This is a genomic window from Cyanobacterium aponinum PCC 10605, from assembly GCF_000317675.1.
Taxonomy (GTDB): Bacteria; Cyanobacteriota; Cyanobacteriia; order Cyanobacteriales; family Cyanobacteriaceae; genus PCC-10605.
In genome coordinates this window covers 3,884,217-3,900,756 of the sequence record NC_019776.1, presented here as the reverse complement: position 1 = coordinate 3,900,756, position 16,540 = coordinate 3,884,217, and the positions used below count along the sequence as shown (strand labels likewise).

Genomic DNA, 16,540 nt, shown 5'->3' with positions numbered 1-16,540 from the left:
CAAAATCAAAATTATTTCTCATTTCACTAAATCTATCATGAAAATGATGGGAATTAAGGGATTTATATACAGATCATTTTTACTATACTTGGTAGAAAAATAACCCGATTTTACCTGAGTTTGACGAAAAAGCCATTAAAAAATAAAGAGTTGAGACTCATCGTTAGCAAAATTTTCCCCGAAAAAAATCATTAAATTGAGGAAAAATTTATTTAAAACCAAATTTAAACTCTGTTTATGTCAATTTTAAATACCATTCCCTGCTCCCTTTCTCTTTTTTTAAGGGGAGATACAGAGGGGTGATTTCCCCAAATTTCCTACCATCACCAGACAACTTTATATCGAACTCAGGTGATGTTAGATAAAGATGAAACCTACCTTTACCAGATATTCTTGCATTGAGTTGAATTTGAATACTATTTTGGAGTAGCAGAAAAACGAACATTAAAGCGATATAAACCCGCTGAAACCTCATTATCGCTAGTTACACTCATATTAACTGTCAGATCACGACTTCCTTCCATTCTGCGATTGTTTCCATAAGTCTTAGAAGCAGGAGAACCATTAGTAGCAGTTAAAGTAATAATATTCCCGGGTTGAGGGGAATTACCCGGACTATTTTCCTGATAGGTTGCAGTTGCCCAAGATGAAGCGATAATAAATGGAGCAGAATTTGTGGAAACTTCTGGCGGATTAAGTGTAATATCAAGACTTGTGCGGTTACAAGTAAGTGTTGCCGTGGCAGGATTGTCACTCGTAAACGTTTTTCTGTCACCACTCAGTTGCAAAGAACCTCCCTGAATGTTAGTGAATGAACACTCTCCGCCTATAGTCGTTTGAAAATTGAAAATAGCTGTTTGAGCTTGAGAAGATTTTGCAAAAATAAACCCACAACCAATAAAAGATAATAAAAAATAAATGGTTAAGGATTTAGATCTGGAACGGGGGATAAAGCCTATTGCCCAGATGTAAGACGTGGTAGAGGAGGACGTAAGAAATCCACTACACCGCTATCTGTTGGGTAGTTCACAAATTCGCATAAAAATTGACTTTCATTGTGGAATTGCAGAAAAACGAACAATAAAGCGATACAAACCAGCAGAAACTTCAGTATCACTTGTTGCACTCATATTAACTGTTATCGTTCGGCTTCCCCCTATTCTTAAAACCGAAGAGCCAAGTGTAAGCCCTGTATATGTTCTGGAGTCTGGAGAGCTATTGGTTGCTTCTAAGGTGACGATATTACCTGTCGCAACTGCACCAGATAAAAGATAAGTAATAGGATTATTTTCTTGATAAGTTGCAGTAGCTGTAGAAGAAATGATATTAAAAGGAGCCGAAATAGTAGAAACCTCTGGCGGGTTTAATGTAAGACTAACATTTGTCAGATTACAAGTAAGAGTGGCAGTGGCGGGTACGTTGCTAGAGAAAGTTTTTCCGTCTTCACTAAGTTGCAAAGAACCCCCTTGAATATTGGAAAAAGCACACTCGCCACCGATAGTAGTTTGAAAATTAAAAATAGCTGTTTGAGCTTGAGAGGATTTTGCAAAAATAAACCCCAAACCAACAAAGGATATAAAAAAATAAGTGGTTAGAAGTTTGCCCTCTCGTATAAACATCTACTTATTTAAAAATTAATGAAAATATCGGTTAAATGCTTTTAAGCACCGTGTGTTAGTATGAGAAATTATTTATGTTGAGTGAAATAATTGTTCTTTATCTCAAATACAAGCAATAAATCCTAGTTATTTGCTAATGTTACCTGCACTTCATAAGAGTAAGAACCCGCTTGGAGAGTCTGACTGCCAGCACCAAAATCTGCAAGTAATTGTAGTGTCATATCTGTAGTTCCAGCATCCAGTTCAGATGTTGTAGAAGAACCACCTCGATTTGCAGTTAAAGAGGGAACACTAGCATTATTATTTAAGCCAAGGGTTGCAGTCAAATTATTGTCACTATTGAGAGTTACTTCATTAGTACCTTCAGTGACGCCAGTTATTTGTAGTGTTCCTCCATCAAAATTACACTCAACACTAATATCTGTATTATTGCCAGAGAGTGTATTGTTAACAAGATCTTCTGTTAGTTCGCTCTCTGTAGTAACAGAGCCACTACCTGCATCTGTACCACCAATAAAGACACATCCCGTTTCTATTTCTCTGGTAAAGGAAAAAGTTGCAGTTTGAGCGATCGCTTTTGGAGCAAAAGTTATAACAGAAGAAACAAGAGCAACAGAAGCAACAGCTAATTTAGCAGAATAATTTTTAATATTCATGGGTTTGAGTTAAGTTAATGTAGAGTTTACTTTGATAGTTTTCGTGAATTTAAGTAATTATGATATTTATTCAGTGTACTTAAATATTTACACTGTTTTTCACCTATAGTTTAATCGTACCAAAAACGATAGGATCTCCAATCCGTAGAAACATGGAAATAAATTAACCGAGTATTGTAAAGATTTGATAAAGTTAATCAATATTTATGAAAAAACCCGAAGACACCCAGAAAAATATCTGATGGTATCATTTTTAGTTTATTATTTTTAAGTTTAACTCTTGGAAAGGTTCTGATTGGTCATCTATTATAACCTCTGAAGGTGTGGGAATTTCACCATTAACTCTTAAATTATATTGTCCTTGCTTTAAATTTTCCAAAAAGAAGACCCCTGCACCATTTGTAATAGAAGAAATCGTTTTTCCTCCATTTTCTGGTATTGCTTCCACTCTTGCACCACCAATGGGTTTATTGTCCTCATCTGTAAGAGTTCCAGCAAAGGTATAGGACAAGACAAAAGGTATATAAACTTCTGTATAACTTCCTGCGACAACTTTTACCGCCAAGGCTGTGATGGTAGGAGTCCAATCAAAGGGATAACCAGCTTCATCTAAATCAAGGCGATAGGTATCTGGAGGTACAACTACAAATACTCCATCAGGTTGAATTTCGGGCAAAGAAGAACGAATGGGGCGATTATTTAAGATTAACAATAAATTTGCGTCCTCGGTGAAAATTTCGTCACTATCATCAAAAATTTCATTGCCATTTTTATCATAAAAAGGTTTAATCCATAATCCCCCCTGAGAACGAAGATTATCAAAGTCTCTTTCACTGGTAATAGTTCTAACTCCATTTTGGACATTAAAGCGGGGAAATATGTCAATGATAAACTGACGGTTACTAGAGGAAATGGAAAAATCTTGGTAACGCAAACGGAGGGTTAAACCGGGGATAAAGCCAGTGGAAAAAGAGGTGTAAAACCCACTACCACGAGAACCGACACCGTAGCCTAAATCATATTCCCAGAGGGGTAAACCACCATTTAAGCGATCTTCGGAACGATAGCGCCATCTCAACAGTCCGATATAGTCACTACGATTATTGTTGTTTTGGGTTTCATAGTCGAGGATTAAGGAATGTCCATCACCAAAGTAACTTTTCCCTGAAAGATTATAACTAATTTCTGTATCGGTGCGATCGCTATCTCCTCTGTGGTTAAGATAAAAACTTCCCCAACGTTGACTCAAGTACCAATTAAGTTCATCATTAGTGCCGATTTCTCCTCGAATATTGGTAGAGGAGTTGATTCCGCTAAAAAATAAACCTAGTCCAGCAGAAATATAAGGATTATCATCATCATAGTTACCTGTGGCAGTGAAGTTAAGATTACGGGATAATCGCCAATTAAGATTCATTCTTTGTCCAAAACGATCTGCATCTACGCTTAAGTAAAAATTAGGAGAAGGATTGTAATAAAGGCGAGAAATTAATTCCCAAGGGGAATCAAAGTCTCCTGTTAGGGCAGAAACAGAAAATCGCAGGGGAATACCATTGGGTTGATAGAAAATTTCTCCTAGACTACGAAATGACTCATTATCATTGTAAAAACCAACACCGAGAGTAATACCTTCCAATAAACCATAACGATAAGCCATACCAGCCCCAATCGTATTAAATTCCCCAAAAAGATTATCTTCTATAGTTTCTCTCCTTGCCCCTGCAGTAAGAGTTAACACGGATGCTCCTTTAGGTAGCAATTCGGGAATATCACTGAAATTAATATTTTCAATAATTGGCTCATTGCTTAAGAGTCCATCGGCATATAGTTTGACTTGATAGGATTGTTGTCTTATGGGTATATTTTCAAATACATATATTCCAGATTCATTCACTAAAGTTTGAGCAACCACACGGGCGCCAAAACCTTGTATTAATTGAACAAGAGTACCCGGAGGGGCTTCTCCTGTAATAGTACGGGGTAAATCATTAGCTTGTAATCTTTGTTGAGGGCTAAAAAAACCGCCAAATCTAGTTTTTTCTGGGGTAAATCCCCACCTTTGAATCGTCGTTAATCCCCAAAAATTACCTCCTCCTTCTCCTCGCCAAAATGTGGGTTGAGAACCAACTATATAATCGGCACGATCGCCCTGATACCACCACTGAGCTTCTTGAATATTCCATTGTGTGCTATTGTAAAGGTCATCTTGATTGGTGCTAATAAACCATCCGCCGCCCAAAAAAGATCCGATCGCAGTTAGATTTCCTCGGTCATCATAGAGATTATTTTCCGAGTCAGGAGAACCACTAAAAGTTGCTTCATTACCAATAGCCGTAAAACTAAATATGGGAGGGGAAACAAGGGGCAAACCATCTGTAACCACAGGAATTTCTTGATACTGTCTTAAATTAGAACGTAATCCTAACCATGGGGGTTTTAAGACGATAGCATACTCTAAAAGGTTAAATTCCGTGGGTACTTTAAACCATGTTTCGATTTGTTGAGGGGTAATAGCTAGTCCTAAATCTTCGTCTCGGGTTAACTCATTTGGGTTAATTTCGGTGACTAATCCGGGGGCGGTAATTTGCCAACTTTCCTCACTTTGTTCCTCGATTTTTAATTGTAATACCTCAACTATGTCTTCCCAAGGAATGAGCCAGAAGGAAAAATTAAGAGCTTGAGTGCCGTCTTCTGCTCCTTTGACTAGGGTTGATGGTAGGATATTTCTTTTCTCAACATTGATACCGATGGGTAATAAATCAAATTCCACCGGTTCAGAGTTATCTAATGGTGCATCGTCAATACTGGTTTTATCTTCTTGAGCAAAAGAAGGACAAATACCGACATTGAGGAAGGAAAAACGAACAGGAGGTATAATAAGTCCAAAGAAATGGACAACAACAATTATGGGAAATAAACGAATATATTTCCGTAACATGATTTATGAGTATTTTTCCTCACACCAATATTGATCATTAGATCGATTAATCTATGGATATTGTAGTTTCAAAAGGGATGATATTAGGGTTATTATTTCCCTCTCGCCATACTAATTGTCCACTAAGTTGATATTGTCCTTTGTTTAATCTTATGGGTTTATCTTCTTGGGTTGCTTCATCTTTTTCGATTAATGCAAGATTAATGATGCGATCGCTTCCAGCCATAACGGTGGTTTCTGGGGCTTCTCCTGTGGCAATAGTCGAACCATTTTGATTGAGTTGCCAAGCTATTTTTGGTAAAGCGGTAGCTTCTCCCGTATTTTTTACCAATAGACGAATAGTATTATCTTGAGGATTATAAGTGGCGGTTTCTGGGGTTAAATTGGGTTGTAAAGAACCCTTGCGAACATATACTGTGACTCCGATACGAGCAATAATACCTACCGTATTTTGTTGATTATCTTGAGCTTGTCTAAGAGTTTCAGAAAAAATAGCCGCTCGATATTCTTGATCGGGCAAACTGGGAGGAAACTGTGCTAAAAAACGAACCCTACGCTCTGCACCGGGGGGAATAGTCATTTCCGTGGGAGAAAATCTTAGATAGGGGCTTAAATCAGCTTCATTGGTTTCTACCGTTTGAAATCCTTTTTCTCGGTCATAAATAAAAGGCTCTGTATAGACTCTAACTCTAATGGGTTCATTGGTGGTATTACGAACATTAATAATACCTTGTGCTTTTCCTCTTTCTGTATTTTCTTGAATAACGAGGGGAGAAACTCCTATTTGAGCATAAGTGGGATTTGCCCAAATCAAGTTAAGGGGAAAAAAAAAGATTAGAGTGGAAAGTATTTTTTGGACAAGATTTGTTTTGATAAACATTGTAATTTAACCTCAGTTCAGTTTAAGAATGTCGGATAAGGTTAGGTTTCAGGTTTCAGGTTTCAGGTTGCAGGTGTTGGAGAAAGTAATAAGTAACGAGTAATGAGTAATGAGTGTTCGGAGTTATTAATTATTAATTATTCACTATTCACTATTCATTAATTACTAATTCCTAATTGTTTTAAGGCTTCATTCCGAATACGACAAGAATCACAAACACCACAGGGAATTTCTCCTCCTTGGTAACAAGACCAAGTTTCATCTATGGGTACATTTAAGCTAAGGGCTTTTTTGATAATATCTACTTTTGATAAATTGATGAGAGGAGCTATTAATTGAGGGGTTTTACCTTCAATACCTACTTTAGACGATAAATTTGCTAAATTTTGAAATGCTTGTAAATATTCAGGGCGACAATCAGGATAGCCCGAATAGTCAACGGCGTTAATGCCTAAATATATTGCTTCTGCAGACGCAGCTTCGGCAAGGGAAAGTGCGATCGCAATAAAAACGGTATTTCTTCCGGGTACATAGGTTGAGGGGATAATTTGAGGGTTTACTCCTTCTTGGGGAATAGCTAAATTATTATCAGTCAGAGATGAACCTCCCCAAAGAGATAAGTTAACATCAATGACAAAATGTTCTTTTATTCCCAATTTCGGGGCAAGATTTTGGGCTATTTCCAATTCTTTAGCGTGTTTCTGCCCATAGCGAAAAGAAAGAGCGATAGTATCATATCCTTGGGAAACTGCGATCGCAGCACTGGTAGCAGAGTCTAATCCTCCTGATAATAAAACAATGGCTTTTTTCACAATATTGAATCTAATTTTGGTGTAAATGATAAAAATTGTTTCAGGTGTCAGGTTGCAGGTTTCAGGTTTCAGGGTGTTAGGGAGATGAGGAGATGAGGTGATAAAGGGAAACTTCTTTCTTATCTTAACCCCAAACTCTGAACTCAAACTATTGCCCGTTGCCTTGTCTTAATTACTAATTACTAATTTCTAATTCCTAAAGGTGTTATCTAACCTGTTTCAAACTTTCCACTTTTTTGGTGAATAGTTCGGTAAATAAACTTAATACAGTACGATTTTCCCTTACTTTTATATTGACACTAACAGACATTCCTGACTGTAAGTCAACCTCTTCACCACGAATCATTAAGTTTTGAGCATCTAATTCTACTTTGACAGGGAAACGATAAAAATTATAAATTTGATCTGGTTCTAAAGCGTCTGAAGCAACGAAATATACTTTACCTTTAATATCTCCAAATTCGCTATAGGGAAAAGAGTCTATTCGCACATCCGCTTCTTGCCCCGGTTGAACAAAACCAATATCTTGATTAGTAACATAAACTTCGGCAACAAGAGGATTATCAGGACCGGGATCAGGTACAATTTTTAACAGTGCTTCTGCTTGACCACTTTTTGGCACAAACCCCGGACTAGCTTGTAAATCGAATACTTCTCCCGATACAGGGGCTTTCAATTCTTGATACTTTATAGTTTGTTGAGCGGCACTGATTTGACTATTTAACTCTGCAATACGCTTCTCATTATCTACGACTACTTTGTTAATTTGACTGTCAATTTCTGCGATGCGTTTTTTATTTTCTGCGATGCGATCGCGCACATCTTTTTCTGTAATAGCGATAGTATTCTGAAATTCTTGTTGTGCCTGATTAATGTCAAGTAACAGTCGAGATTTTTCTTCTTCTAATTGTTGAATTTCTGCTAAACGGGTTTGCACTTGTTGTTTTTGGTTTTCCAGTTCAATAATACCATTAGAGCGGCGATCGACTAAATCCCTTTGACGGTCTTGCACTTGTTGCTTTTGTCTTTCAATTTGAATTGTAGCTAATGCCCCTTCTTCGGAAAGAGGTAAAATACTTTCTAATATTTCCCTGTCTATACGCAAACTTTCTTCGGCTTGAGCAATGGATTCTCTATTTCGTTGTTCTATTTCTTGTAATACTCGACGATCATTAGCTAGTTGTTTTTTTGCATCTTCAATTTGTACCTGATTTTGGTTTAATTGTTTTTCCAGTTGTTCAATTTCTAATTCTGCAGCCCTAGAGCGAGAATCTAATTCTGCAAATGCCGCTTGTAGTCTGGCAAGTTGATCTGGTTTTAAGGATGCGATATTGGAATCTTCGGATAGTTGCATTTGATAAAGTTGATTTTCTGTCACCAAAGCAGTGCGATTTAAGGCTAGTGCAGAAATTTCAGGGGGTAATTTAAGTCTTATTACTTCCTGTTCTACAATATTCGGGCTTAAAGGTGCATTAAACAAAGTTCTATAGAATTTATTTTCTTGAATCAAACTATTTCTAATTTTTTCCAAAGATTCCAATTCTGCTTGACTAGCTTGAGAGTCGAACACCAATAATGATTCACCTTTCTGAATGTGATCGCCATCTTCCACTTTAACTTCTTTTACCACCCCATTAAGAGGAGCTTGAATTTCCTTCACTGTTTGTCTTGGTTTCAATTGCCCCTGAGCGGTTACAACTTGCTCAATTTTCGCCACAGAAGCCCAAACTACTGCGAAAGTGGTTACACCCACAATACTCCAAATCGTTGCTCGTGACCATACAGGAGAAGGTTTTAAAATTACATCCTTTTCAAAGTTAGAAGTATCTAAGTCGATAGAGCCTTCGGCTGTGCCATTGCTAGAGTTATTTTCTGTTGACGGAGTTGTTAGTAATGTATCGTTAGCATTGTTTGCTTGATATTGTTTACCATTATATTTAGATTCTGCCATGATTAATAGTTTAAGTTTAATTTAATTGTGATTTTAGATAGTTAATTTCAGAGCGTATAGTTAGTTTAATAGATCAAAGTTAAGTTTCCTTTATATACCAATCTATTTAGGGGACTATTGTCTGAGGGGAAAAAGTAATAATTCTTAAAATGAGTAATGGGTAGAAAGAAAGGGGGATGAGGGAATGAGGGGAGAGGGGGAAACAAGTAATAAGTAATAAGGATGGGAGTTGGGAGTTTTTAATTCTTAATTATTCACTATTATCTTTTTGATAGAATTGGCAACGTTAGTTAAAAAATAAAATAGTTTTCGGCAAAATAAAAAAAAGGATTGCTATAGTAAAAATAGATCATGTCAAATGCTTGACATAATAAGGCAACAAAAACCTAAAAATATTTTATGAACGCTAAACTATACGATACTCGTCTTGACTTAAGTGCAGAAATAAGAGAAAAAGTAGTACAAATTCTCAATCTCACATTAGCAACAACCCTAGACTTAAAAACCCAAACTAAACAAGCCCATTGGAATGTAAAAGGTAATGACTTCTTTCAACTTCATGAACTTTTTGACGAGATGGCAGGAGAATTGGAAGAATATGTGGATATGGTAGCAGAAAGAGTCACCGCACTGGCAGGAGTTGCTTTAGGCACGGCTAGAGTTGCGTCTCAAACCTCACTTTTACCAGAATATCCACTAGAGATTACCGCAGGTTTAGATCATGTTTCTGCTTTGGCTGATCGCTATGCTACTTATGCGGCTCATGTGCGAGAGGCTATATCTAAAACTGATGATTTAGGCGATGCAGATACTGCGGATTTATACACAGAAATATCTCGTACTATTGATAAGCGTCTTTGGTTTTTAGAAGCTCATTTACACTAATTCTGAGTTTTGAGGATTTCAGGTGTTAGGGAAAAATGAGAGTTAGGGGTTTTTAATTCTTAATTTTTAGTTATCAACTATTTACCTTTGCCCTCCCCCCTCTCGAGGGGGGAGAAAGGGGGGTTTGCCCTTTTAACTTTGCCCTTTGTCTGTCTTAACCAGACGAAATTAAATGCAGATTAGCTTATCGTACTTAATAATAGACTGATAAACGCGATCGCATTACAAATCAAGGTACAATTTTTTGAGATTAATTATCTTAATAAAAATCAATTTAAACCAAAACAAATATCTTTAATTTGATAGTGAATTAATTTCTTATTAATTAACCTGAGTTTTGGATAAGCTGAAAGCATTATTTTCTCCTAGTCAGAAAACCTTATAGCTTCTTAGAAATAACGATAAAATTGCCTTAATCCGAACTGACTTAAACAAGGGGCTTAAGCCCCTTGCTAAAAACCCCTACCACCTGCAACCTGCAACCTGACACCTAACCTTATCGGATATTCTTAAACCGAACTGAGGTTAATTCATAAATTACACCCATGCGTGAAAAATAGCTCTATCTTTTCGCCATTTGACTAACTCCACTTTACTAAAACCTGCGGTTAACAACCATGATTTAACCAAAGCGATATTTGCACCAGTCCAATTTGTTACATCTTTACTTAATTCATTAGTAGGATAAAAACGCATTAAAGGTACAGGAAATAAGCTAAAAAATAAACTTATATGAGTTTCTAAAATAAGCAACTCTTTGGTAACACTTCTTACTTTTTCTAAAGCATAAAGAGGATATTTCATGTGATATAAAACCCCTAAAAAAAATACCACATCAAAAGTACCAATTTTTTCAGGATTAAAATCTAAAACATCAATATTGTAATCCTCTACTTGGGAATTAAACATTTTTCTTGCTAATTCAAAACCCTGTTTTCCCGCTCCAAAATCACGCCAAAAATTATCATCTAAACCATATAATTGCCTCTGTTCCCAAATAAAAGAATCTGTGGCTAAAACTCTTTTTGCACCCCTTTTTTCCGCAGAAAAAGAATAAAAACCATCCCATGCACCAATATCTAAAACAGTTTTTCCTGTTAAATCTTGAGGAATACCACTTAAAATCCAGTTTTGAAATTTCTTACAAAATCGTCCTTCTTTTCCTGTTTTTGTTTCTACCCCTGCACCAAAATCTATGTAATGATGCCAGTATTTTATTTTAGCAACCTCTTTAACTAAATTCTCTTTATCTATTTCTTTTGACTGGTTCATTCTAACAATTTTATTAGTATCAATTAAGGGAAATTTTAGCAATATTTATGATAGTATATTATAGCCTGATGTTCGTAGTTTTATAACAAAATAATCTCAGTTAATTTAATTAAAATATCGTCTTATGTCTTCCTCACAGTGGTCTTATTTACTAAAAAACTCAGGAGTTTGGTTAGGCTCGTTCAGTCAGTTTTCTCCTCACGGTAAATTACTCAAAGAGACTTCCAGTAAATTAACTCTCGGTAGTGATGATGGTAAAACCATTAGATTTACTCTGGCTAGAGATGGAAACCCTAATCCTGTAGTCAATGAATTTAGTAGCCTGAATCGTAATATATTTTTATTTGAAGATGGTCATTTTGCCAAAGGCTCTCAACAGTTTAGTCCTTTTTCCGTTTTCGGGGCAGAATATGGTTATGTAAGGTGCGATCGCCGTTGTAGATTAGTACAATTGTTTGATAAAGATAGTAATTTCGACTCTGTTACTCTTATTCGAGAATTTCGGGAGGGAGGAGAAGGAATAGAGAGGGAGCATCTTACCATTGAACAACTAGAAGGAGAATGGCGAGGAGAAGCGCTAACATTATATCCAGACTGGCGTAATAGTGAACCATATCAAACTCAATTAACTTTAAAACGAGAAGGAAACACTCTCAAACAAACCCTAAAAACCCCTTTTATGAACTATTCTTCTGAAGGCACTATCAATGATAACATCATTACATTTAATCAGGGAAATAAAGAAAATCGAGTTTTGCTTTTGCCCGATGGTGCATCTTCTACCACTCCTGTAAAAATTGAAAATCGTCAAAGTTTCTTTCTTGAATTTGGTTGGTTAGTAGAAACGAATATGAGATTACGTTTAATTAGACAATATGATGATCAAGGAAGATGGGTTAGTATCACTTTGGTACGGGAAATTAAGTCCTGATTAGGGGATAAGGGGATAGGGAGAGAGGGAGAAACAAGTAATGAGTTAGGAGTTAGGAGTTAGGTAGGGGCGAATGGCCATTCGCCCGTACATTAGAAGTTATTAATTATCAACTATTTACCTTTGCCCTTTTTTAATTAACTTGAGTTTTGGATAAGCTGAAAGCATTATTTTCTCGTAGTCAGAAAACCTTATAGCTTCTTAGAAATAACGATAAAATTGCTTTAATCCGAACTGACTTAAACAAGGGGCTTAAGCCCCTTGCTAAAAACCCCTACCACCTGCAACCTGACACCTGACACCTAACCTTATCGGATATTCTTAAACCGAACTGAAGTTAATTAATAATTGTCAATTCTCCCTTGCCTTTTGTCTCTTGCTTGATTTCTGTAGGAATTTGATTAACTTTAATTAAATTGACGGCACAAGCTTTTAATTCTGGCTGTTTGGAAATAGGACAAGAATGGGGATGGGTTAGGCTATTGGCTTCGGCATTTTCTGCCCAGAGAAAACCCCAGTGCATGGGTGCAAAAACGGTGGAAGGTGCGATCGCACTTGTTATTTTCACTTTAAATTTAGCTTCTCCTCGAACAGATACAACTCTAACTAATTCACCATCTTCTAATTGATATTTACGAGCATCTTTGGGATGAATTTCGAGGAACGGCTCAGGGTGCATTTTTACTATTTTGTCAATTCTACCGGTGCGAGTCATAGTGTGCCAATGTCCATAAAGTCTGCCCACCGTTAAAACAAGGGGATAATCTGGGTTAGGAGGTTCGGCTAAACCTCGGCTATGGAAAGCGGCAAATTTTGCTCTGCCATCTTCGGTGTGAAAGTGCAAATCGGTGTAAAGTCTTCTACCATAACGATTTTCGGGATCGCTTCGGAGAGGAAAAGGCCACTGTATCGGACCATATTTTGATAACAACTCATGACTCAAACCAGACATGTCACAGGGGCGATCGCGCGTTGTTTTGACAAATTCTTGATATACTTGAGCAGAGTCTTTAAAACTGAAATACTTTTCAAATCCTAATCTTTTACCTACCTCCGCAAAAATTTCCCAATCCGCTTTTGCCTGAGAAGGAGCAGAACTACTAAAAGCAGGACTATAGGTTACAACCCGTTCTGAGTTAGTCATAGTACCCGCTTTTTCACTCCATTGGGTGGCAGGTAAGACTAAGTGAGCATAATAGGCGGTTTCTGTGGGATAATAAGCATCTTGATAGATAGTGAAAGGAGATTTTAACAGAGCTTGTTTTGTCCTTTCTAAATCGGGCATACTCACCGCAGGATTAGTGGCCGCAATCCACAATAAACCCACATCCCCATTTTCCAAACCCATAATCATTTCCCATACTGTTTTACCCACATTGGCGGAAATAGCCCCCGATGGTAATTGCCATATTTCTTCTAATTCCTGACGATGAAGGGGATTTTTGACACTGCGATAACCCGGGAGAATATGAGATAATCCTCCTGCCTCTCTTCCTCCCATGGCATTAGGTTGACCTGTCAGAGAAAAAGGGCCACATCCTGCTTTACCGATTGTAGCAGTCATCAAATGAAGATTAATTAAAGTTCTTACTTTTGCCGTTCCCTCAGAAGACTGGTTTAACCCCATCGACCACAAAGATAACACCTTTTCCGACTCTGCCCAATAACGGGCGGCAGTTTCTAAATCTTTAACTTCAATACCGCATTTATCGGCAACAATTTGAGGAGGATAATGACTAATTATCTGTGTATAGGCGGGGAAATCCCTTGTACATTCGTCAATAAAAAAAGTATCGATCGCACCCCACTGTAATAATAAATAAGCAATACCATTAAATAAATCAATATCTGTACCGGGTTTAATAGCTAAATGAAGATCCGCCGCTTCTGCGGTGGCTGTACGACGAGGATCAACCACAATCATCTTAACATGACGATTTTTCTTATGATATGCTCGTAAACGATTAAAAACGATGGGATGACATTCTGCGGTATTTGTTCCCACCAAAAAAGCACAGTCTGTTAATTCTAAATCCTCATAGTTACAAGGAGGACCATCCGCCCCAAAACTGCCCATATAACCTGAAACCGCCGAGGACATACATAAACGGGAATTGGCATCAAAATTATTTGTCCCTAAGCAACCTTTTAATAATTTTTGAGCAACATAATAATCTTCTGTTTGAAACTGCCCTGAGCCATACATACAAATACCATCAACTCCGATAGTTTTGCTCACTAACTGAATTTGTTTAACGATTAGGTTAAAGGCTTCTTCCCAATCAATTTGTCGAAAATCTTGCTGTAGTGTTTCTCTATATAAAGGATATTTAAGGCGATTTTTATTGATCGCTTCGGTTACCGTTGCTCCTTTCACACAAACTTTTCCTAAACTAGAAGGATGGGTGCGATCGCCCATTACTTTCCAAATGGGAGTACCCTCCGAATCTCTATTTGTCGCTTTTCCTTGAGAAGCAGGGGGCTGAACTTCTAAACCGCAACCAACACCGCAATAAGGGCAAACTGTGGTAACTTTTTCACTTATCATCTAGGACTAATCAATATATAAAACCTCGGATTTCGTGTGTTTAATCTTGTCACCAGATTTTGTTAAGAAATGTATCTTCTGATACGGAAGATCTAAAGTATTCTTTTTTCTGCATTTTATTTATGGTTATTTTGCATCTAAATTTGGCGTTGCTGATTTTAGATATGATTTTTCAATGGGCAATGGAAGAATAAAGAATGAAAATAGTTAACTCCTAATTCTTAATCCTATCTTTCCAACTCCTCACTTATTACTTATTACTTTCATAAAAAAACCTGTCTTTTTGAGACAGGAAAATTAATTATTTATTTAGTAAGCATTAAACCTTTTTTAGAATAATATTAGCCATTACTTTCTGATTCTAAAGCTGGTTTTTCCTCTGCTCCTAAACTAACTTTAAATACCTTATTTTTCTCGTCTTCAAGTTTTGGTAAAATTAACGTTAAGACACCGTCATTATATTCTGCTTTTACTTGGTCATTTTTGATCGGTAATGGTAAATTAATTGTGCGTTCAAATTTACCGTAATTAAACTCAGAAATGTAGTAACCAGTATCTTTATTTTCTTGTTGACGATGGTATTCACCACTTACCTTCACACTATCACGGGTAACACTGACATCAAGATCTTTTTTGTCAATTCCGGGTACTAAAACTTTAAGCATTAAACTATTGTCATTATCTAACAATTCTACTGCAGGTTTGAGAAATGAATTAGAAGTATCATCCCATGCAGTTATTTCATCTAGTAGTCGATTCATTTGACGATGTAAGCTATTAATTTCATACAAAGGATTAAAACGAACAATAGCCATACTTTTACCTCCTAACAAATTCTGTTTCAATTGATATTTATTTAATTTTAAATTGTTATTTTTATCTTGTCATATCCTTCTTATTTAATAGGGAGAGAAAACCGAAAATATCTAGGTATTGTTTTCCGTATTTTCCCTGATTTTAATCATTGCTTAATTATTTTCTTGCAAATCCATATGATAAACTTGGTCTATAAAATATCCATTCTTCTTTACATTGGTTAATATTCCTAAAATTTCATGAAATCACCCACCCTTTTAAAGCTAGAACAGCAATTTCTCAAAAGTTTGAGAACAGACAAAAATTCTCCTTGGTTAGAAAGTATTATTATTCCCGCTCATCAAAGAAACACAGAAGAGGTTTTAGACTTATACTTAAATAGGGCTAGAACGAGAACGATCGCACCTTTTCATGAGATATTTCCTGCCTGTGAAGCGATTATGGGATCAGAATTATTTGATCGCTTCGTCGATGATTTTTACCTTCATAGTCATTGTGATAATGTCACCGTTTTAGACTATGCCAATAGTTTTATGGATTATCTCACCGTAGTTAAACCAGAATTTTTCGAGCCTTTGATACCTACTATAGAAGAACAAACTATTGATTGGTCAAGACTATTAATTGATGTTGCTCTCACCGAATGGCGACTAAGAAGGGCAGAAACAGCCCCTACTTTAAGAAAAAATAATCCAGAGGAATTATTACACCGTCTCCGAGTAAAAAAACTTCATGGTTATCGCCCCAAATTAGAACATGGTACTCGCATTCCCTTTTCCTGTTATTGCTTAGTTCCCCTCACCAAAGCCCATAAATGCCCCATTGAACCCAGACACCTCATTGCAGGAGAAAGAAAGCCTTATTTGATTTGGCGCAAACCTGATAATCAAGTGGAAATAAGAACTATTAGCGAAGATGAAGCCCGTTTGTTAAGAAGTTGTAATGGACACTTAAGCGTTACTGCTATTCTTCAGGAAGAAACCCATTTTGGTTTTAGTCGAGAAGAAACCCTCGATCGCATCTCAGAAGCGATAAAATTAGGTTGGATAGTATCTCTATTTGACCCCATGAGTTATCAATAAACTTAAAAGGGCAAGAGGCAAAAGGCAAAGTTAAAAGGGCAATGGGCAAGGGGCAAGGGGCAAAGGTTAATAAAAATCTTAATTAAATGATCTTTTTTGTGTCAATAATTTGGTACATTAACCTAAATATGTTGAGATAATAACAAGAAA

13 protein-coding genes are annotated in these 16,540 nt (G+C 36.6%); 3 read left to right on the top strand and 10 right to left on the bottom strand.

All coding sequences use genetic code 11. From position 1 onward, the window contains the following. Window positions 1-416: 416 nt before the first annotated feature. The 7 genes from CYAN10605_RS16285 to CYAN10605_RS16255 form a co-directional block, all read right to left on the bottom strand. The gene (locus tag CYAN10605_RS16285) at window positions 417-788 is read right to left on the bottom strand and encodes a hypothetical protein (protein ID WP_015221043.1); all 372 of its coding nucleotides are present in this window, start codon (window positions 786-788) and stop codon (window positions 417-419) included. A gap of 264 nt (window positions 789-1,052) precedes the next feature. After that, window positions 1,053-1,619 carry a hypothetical protein gene (locus tag CYAN10605_RS16280; RefSeq protein ID WP_015221042.1) on the bottom strand — a complete coding sequence of 189 codons (567 nt, stop codon included), beginning with the start codon at window positions 1,617-1,619 and terminating at the stop codon, window positions 1,053-1,055. Between the two features lie 122 nt (window positions 1,620-1,741). Then, window positions 1,742-2,275, bottom strand: a complete 534-nt coding sequence (locus CYAN10605_RS16275) for a hypothetical protein (protein ID WP_015221041.1) — start codon at window positions 2,273-2,275, stop codon at window positions 1,742-1,744. A 253-nt stretch (window positions 2,276-2,528) separates the two neighbouring features. Next, window positions 2,529-5,213: a carboxypeptidase regulatory-like domain-containing protein gene (locus CYAN10605_RS16270; protein ID WP_015221040.1), complete on the bottom strand. Its 2,685-nt coding sequence runs from the start codon at window positions 5,211-5,213 to the stop codon at window positions 2,529-2,531. A 46-nt stretch (window positions 5,214-5,259) separates the two neighbouring features. Next, the gene (locus tag CYAN10605_RS16265; protein WP_015221039.1) at window positions 5,260-6,093 is read right to left on the bottom strand and encodes a fimbrial biogenesis chaperone; all 834 of its coding nucleotides are present in this window, start codon (window positions 6,091-6,093) and stop codon (window positions 5,260-5,262) included. A gap of 158 nt (window positions 6,094-6,251) precedes the next feature. Beyond that, window positions 6,252-6,920, bottom strand: a complete 669-nt coding sequence (queC, locus tag CYAN10605_RS16260; protein ID WP_150109016.1) for a 7-cyano-7-deazaguanine synthase QueC — start codon at window positions 6,918-6,920, stop codon at window positions 6,252-6,254. Between the two features lie 190 nt (window positions 6,921-7,110). Continuing rightward, complete coding sequence (locus CYAN10605_RS16255) at window positions 7,111-8,856, bottom strand: beta-barrel domain-containing protein (protein WP_015221037.1); 1,746 nt, start codon at window positions 8,854-8,856, stop codon at window positions 7,111-7,113. 399 nt (window positions 8,857-9,255) lie between these two features. Between CYAN10605_RS16255 and dps the strand changes: the two genes are divergently transcribed. Continuing rightward, a complete protein-coding gene (dps, locus tag CYAN10605_RS16250) occupies window positions 9,256-9,741 on the top strand; it encodes a DNA starvation/stationary phase protection protein Dps (RefSeq protein WP_015221036.1) in 486 nt (161 codons plus the stop codon). A gap of 537 nt (window positions 9,742-10,278) precedes the next feature. On the opposite strand, the gene CYAN10605_RS16245 is transcribed toward dps, so the two are convergent. Further along, window positions 10,279-11,013: a class I SAM-dependent methyltransferase gene (locus CYAN10605_RS16245; RefSeq protein ID WP_015221035.1), complete on the bottom strand. Its 735-nt coding sequence runs from the start codon at window positions 11,011-11,013 to the stop codon at window positions 10,279-10,281. A 124-nt stretch (window positions 11,014-11,137) separates the two neighbouring features. On the opposite strand from CYAN10605_RS16245, the gene CYAN10605_RS16240 reads away from it, so the two are divergent. Then, window positions 11,138-11,944 carry a DUF3598 family protein gene (locus CYAN10605_RS16240; protein ID WP_015221034.1) on the top strand — a complete coding sequence of 269 codons (807 nt, stop codon included), beginning with the start codon at window positions 11,138-11,140 and terminating at the stop codon, window positions 11,942-11,944. 337 nt (window positions 11,945-12,281) lie between these two features. On the opposite strand, the gene CYAN10605_RS16235 is transcribed toward CYAN10605_RS16240, so the two are convergent. Then, a complete protein-coding gene (locus CYAN10605_RS16235; protein WP_041922971.1) occupies window positions 12,282-14,489 on the bottom strand; it encodes a molybdopterin oxidoreductase family protein in 2,208 nt (735 codons plus the stop codon). A 344-nt stretch (window positions 14,490-14,833) separates the two neighbouring features. After that, window positions 14,834-15,307 carry an Hsp20/alpha crystallin family protein gene (locus CYAN10605_RS16230; RefSeq protein WP_041922562.1) on the bottom strand — a complete coding sequence of 158 codons (474 nt, stop codon included), beginning with the start codon at window positions 15,305-15,307 and terminating at the stop codon, window positions 14,834-14,836. A gap of 240 nt (window positions 15,308-15,547) precedes the next feature. Here CYAN10605_RS16230 and CYAN10605_RS16225 point away from each other — a divergent pair, with 240 nt between their 5' ends. Further along, window positions 15,548-16,390 (top strand): HvfC/BufC N-terminal domain-containing protein, encoded by an 843-nt coding sequence (locus CYAN10605_RS16225; protein WP_015221031.1) that lies wholly within the window; start codon window positions 15,548-15,550, stop codon window positions 16,388-16,390. The last annotated feature ends 150 nt before the right edge of the window (window positions 16,391-16,540 follow it).